Source organism: Pseudomonas oryzihabitans (genome assembly GCF_032027545.1).
GTDB classification, from domain to species: domain Bacteria; phylum Pseudomonadota; class Gammaproteobacteria; order Pseudomonadales; family Pseudomonadaceae; genus Chryseomonas; species Chryseomonas oryzihabitans_F.
In genome coordinates, this window is record NZ_JAVSJB010000061.1 from 1 (window position 1) to 3,962 (window position 3,962).

At 52.4% G+C, this 3,962-nt stretch carries 5 protein-coding genes and 1 pseudogene; all 6 read right to left on the minus strand.

The genetic code is table 11. The features are described from left to right. Positions 1-157: 157 nt before the first annotated feature. Positions 158-763 (minus strand): hypothetical protein, encoded by a 606-nt coding sequence (locus RND78_RS27550; RefSeq protein ID WP_312733392.1) that lies wholly within the window; start codon positions 761-763, stop codon positions 158-160. After that, positions 760-2,673, minus strand: a complete 1,914-nt coding sequence (locus RND78_RS27555; protein WP_312733397.1) for a DUF637 domain-containing protein — start codon at positions 2,671-2,673, stop codon at positions 760-762. The genes RND78_RS27550 and RND78_RS27555 overlap by 4 nt, the downstream gene beginning before the upstream one ends. A gap of 68 nt (positions 2,674-2,741) precedes the next feature. Continuing rightward, positions 2,742-2,996: a colicin gene (locus RND78_RS27560; protein WP_312733394.1), complete on the minus strand. Its 255-nt coding sequence runs from the start codon at positions 2,994-2,996 to the stop codon at positions 2,742-2,744. Further along, a pseudogene (locus tag RND78_RS28660) lies at positions 2,993-3,088 on the minus strand (polymorphic toxin type 50 domain-containing protein); the annotation flags it as partial. The gene RND78_RS27560 and the pseudogene RND78_RS28660, both read right to left, overlap by 4 nt. A 112-nt stretch (positions 3,089-3,200) precedes the next feature. Beyond that, positions 3,201-3,446, minus strand: a complete 246-nt coding sequence (locus RND78_RS27565) for a CPCC family cysteine-rich protein (RefSeq protein ID WP_312733395.1) — start codon at positions 3,444-3,446, stop codon at positions 3,201-3,203. 11 nt (positions 3,447-3,457) lie between these two features. Further along, positions 3,458-3,962: hypothetical protein (locus RND78_RS27570; protein ID WP_312733396.1), on the minus strand; the 505-nt coding region annotated here is incomplete at its 5' end.

Consider the following 3,962-nt stretch of genomic DNA (forward strand, 5'->3'; position numbering starts at 1 on the left):
TTATCGGAAGAGCTGTAGCTGGATTTCCCGCCAAAGTTGCATCAGTAGCAATTGCACAGTTCACACAATTATGAGTGCGACCGGCTTCCGGAAAGCCTGGATTAACATTTCTAATCGAACCAGCCGTTTCGCCGACTGCGTCTGTTGCTTTTGCACCTTATACCGTTTGCAAAAACCTATATTTCCAGCAGTCCATCCCCCTTAGAACCCAATACCTCTGTCCATCTGGCACTAAATGACAAAAGTCCGAAAACTTAGCGAACCAGTCTGAGTAGACCAAGTCCTCATGCGCCCGACCATAATCCATATGCATGTAGATTTTTCGATCAAAGTTTACATAGAAGACTGGAAGCCTAGAGGCAAGGGCATTGGCCTCACCAAAATCTGCCGGACTCAGGTCGGCACCGGAAAGATAGTAGCCCTCAATTTTCCCATGCAAGCATTCGTTCAAATCAGCCCCGTATACGAACATGTTTTTGAGATCTTGCGGCGACAATACCTGCCGCCCCTCTGCCTTTAAGTATTTCAAAAAACTCTCAGCAGTAAGTTTGAGAACACCACCTCTGAACGACATGCATGCCGACGCGTATTGTTCCTGAGTTATATGCCCCTTATCAAGGTATGCCCGATAATCTTTCTCCGCATCCAAGCTGAAGTTAAATTTATCATCCACAACCCAGAAGCACTCACCTGAATGAACAAAGAAGCAGATACTTTTTTCGCCACTCCACAAATCATCGACCAACAACTGCCACTGAGTCATCTCCCAAACTCCTTCAAAAATTCGTCGTGAGAGTATGCGCGCGCATTACTCGAGTGATTTTCCAGTAACGACTCCCACACCTTGGGTAACTCTAAAGCAACACCCGGCTGATTCGGATCTACAATTTTGGGTGCCGACGGGTCTCGTGGAACGCCAGGAATCGGGCGCTGAGGTATCGCACTATCCATTATTTGCTTATGCAGACCTGCATCTACTTCAAACACTACTACCGACCCATCTGGACGTTTGTTAGTTAAAAAGTAGCTAGCATGATCAGCACTCCCCACGCTGACACAAAGCTGCCCTGAGCACCCTGGATTAATTTTAATACTGTCATCGGCATTCACAGTAATTCGATTTTGGCTCGTTGCTGAGCCGGAGCCACCGCCTTCGACTCTAAAATATCTTTCAGTCTTAGGTGCCTCTCCTTTTGCACCACTTTCTCTAAGTCCGTAAGAAAAATCTTCTGCTACATCGGAGATCCGACCGTTATAGGCCGTATCCCCTACCTTATACGATCCCGCCAGCCGCGCCCCATAGGTGTCCTCAGCAGCAACCGTCCACTGCGGCACGCCGGTACGGCTGGTGTCTTGCGATACCGCCTTGGCCAAGCCGCCCGCAATCGACTCCTCCGCCTCGCGCGTCGTGGCTTGCAGGGTCGTGCTCAGCGCAGTACCCGCTCTCACCGCCCGACCCGCGGGCAGAGCACCTAGCGCGTCGGCAAAGGTTACATCTACAAGGCCACTGTTGGTGCGACCTTGCAAGGCCTCCCACTGGTCGTTCTTGCTGAGGGTGTCACTGGATACCGAGGCGATCTCGCTCTGATGCTTGACCGCCACGTAATCGCCGAACTGCTGGACGTACTTGTCCGGCACGACAGGATCGTTGCCCGGTGCGTTGTACAGGCCGGTGTTGCTCGCCACATCGAACAGGGCATGGTCCTGCCGTTGGGCGTCCGTCGCGGCAAAGGCATAGACACGATCTCCGTCCGCGACGATGGGATTGCCGTTGCTCCAGTTCAGGGCGATCCGCTGGCCTTTCAGTTGATCGATGACCTGCTGGGCTTGCATCAGGTCCTGCTTGAGGCTCCAGCTTTCCGGATTGCTATCCTTCAAACTCGCCTGGAGAGCAGCAAGCTTCTGGCTGTCCTCACTGTCTACCGCAGCGCCGCCCACGAGGGTGAGCAGCGTTTCCCAGCTCTCGCCGCTCTTGGTGTTGCCCAAGGTCTGCTGCAGTTCCTGGGCTTTTTCATCAAGGATTTGGCGCTCAAAGCTGTGCAACTGCCGGTTGTAGGCCTGGGCGTTGCCGGCAATCTCGGCGCCCTGCTGGACATTGCCGCCCACACTCGCCGCCGCCACCAACCCCACCAATTGCGACGCCATGTTGACCAGCCGTTGGTGCTCGGTTTGGTCCGCACCCGCGAGCAGCGGGCTCTTGTCCAGCGTTTCGATCAGGGCTTCATTGGCCCCAGCCGCTACAGCACCCGTCTTGAAATCCCCACCCATGGCTTCGGAGAGCAGACCTCCCACCACGGCGTGCATGGCGGTCTTGCCTAGGCCGCTGTCTTCGAGCTTCCATTGCTTGCCCAGATCGCCGACCTGGTTGAAGGCAGCGGCCTGGAGGATGGAGAAGACGCTGCCTTTGAGGCTGTCGCTGAACTTGCCCTGGCCCAGGGCTTCGGAGAGGGTGCCCTTGACGGCGCCCTGGAGCAGTTGGGTTTCGGCGAAGCGGGTGAAGTTGCCCGGGTTGGTGAGGTCGGGGATGGCGCCAGTCACCTTGCCCGAAACAGGATCGACGGTGGTCTTGAACCAGTTGCTACTGGCGTAGCTCATGACACCAGCCGTACCAGCCGCAATCATGGCGTTTTTCATACCGTCGCTGCTCAGGGTGTCCTTGAGCGTGGCGCCGATATTGCCACGTTTCTACAAATCATACTCTCGACGACAGTAGACAAAGCCCCCAAGTCGCTCAAGACTTCCTATCGGGCACGACTCAAACTGCAGCCCAGCTCTATACGAGGAATTTTATCTTGACTAATTGAAGCTGAAATATTTATAGCAACTACCTCTAAACTTTCCCAATCAAAGCCTGCGGGTTGCCTGTCGAGATAATAAAAAACAAGCAAGGTTCGATCATCAGAAAGAGAAAGAGCGATCGTTCTTATTTCAGGATATATTTCGCCAATTAGAGCACGCCACACACACAAAACCAGCCAATCAGGCGGCGTTTTCATGGCTTCGCCCCTACAGTATTAGGATTTGTTGGGACAATATGCGCTCCATTTTTTCTTGAATGTATTGCCCCATATCTTGTTGCCAAGCCTGAGGAAGCATCGACACCAAAACCTTAACCATAATCAACTATTGGTTGCCCTCGTGAACCATAACCCACGGCGGGGAACTCTCCAGCACGAGCACCATCCAAAGTTTCTGCAAATTTAGCCCGGAATCTCTTCCAGCAATGGCTTACGAACAGAACCCAAACTTTCTTTGTCGATAGCACCGATAGCACCGAAATTCTTCCTGGCCTCTTCAAGGCTTACGGTATTAGCGCCACTGCCGTAAGTCGGATCACGAAATTGTACTTCGTCATCTTCCCATCCACAAACAGGGCAAATCTCGAAAGTTCCAGGAGGCTTTTCATCGAATGTCAAATACTCACAACAAGGACAAGGGTAGCTCACTGATCAACCTCCTACTGCCGATTCCAGTAATTAATCCCATCTGTAGGGCGAAACATTGTTCTAGGCGCACCATCTTGCCCTAATACACCAAATGTATTTGTACCAGGGTCGTATCTAAGTGTATCACCTCGAGCATTGGTTTTTGTTAGAGTGCCCTGAGGTGGATTTATTAAGAAGCTCTTGGCTTCCTCTGCATATTGCTTTGCATTCTGAAGCTCTGGGAATTCACTTTTGTGTTTATCCCAATGCCCCAATGCATTTTCAACTGCTGACTTGCTTTTAGTTGATGACCAAATCGGGCCACTGGACGTAGTGTCTAATAGATCTGGAGTACCGCCATCTATACGTGGTACGTCAGCCCCAACCGCCCTAGCCTCACCGCCAACATAATTCTTCCAATCCGGATGGTAAGGATCGGCACGCATAGCATCCGAGATATCGGTTCTCGCAGCCGCTCCGGATTCCCTTGCTGTCAAACCAAAGTTGAACCCATAGGCGCTGTCACTTGCAGCAGCA

Excerpts from the sequence above, each read along its gene's own strand:
- RND78_RS27550 (WP_312733392.1), bottom strand. The coding sequence starts at position 763 with ATGACTCAGTGGCAGTTGTTGGTCGATGATTTGTGGAGTGGCGAAAAA.
- RND78_RS27560 (WP_312733394.1), bottom strand. The coding sequence starts at position 2,996 with ATGAAAACGCCGCCTGATTGGCTGGTTTTGTGTGTGTGGCGTGCTCTA.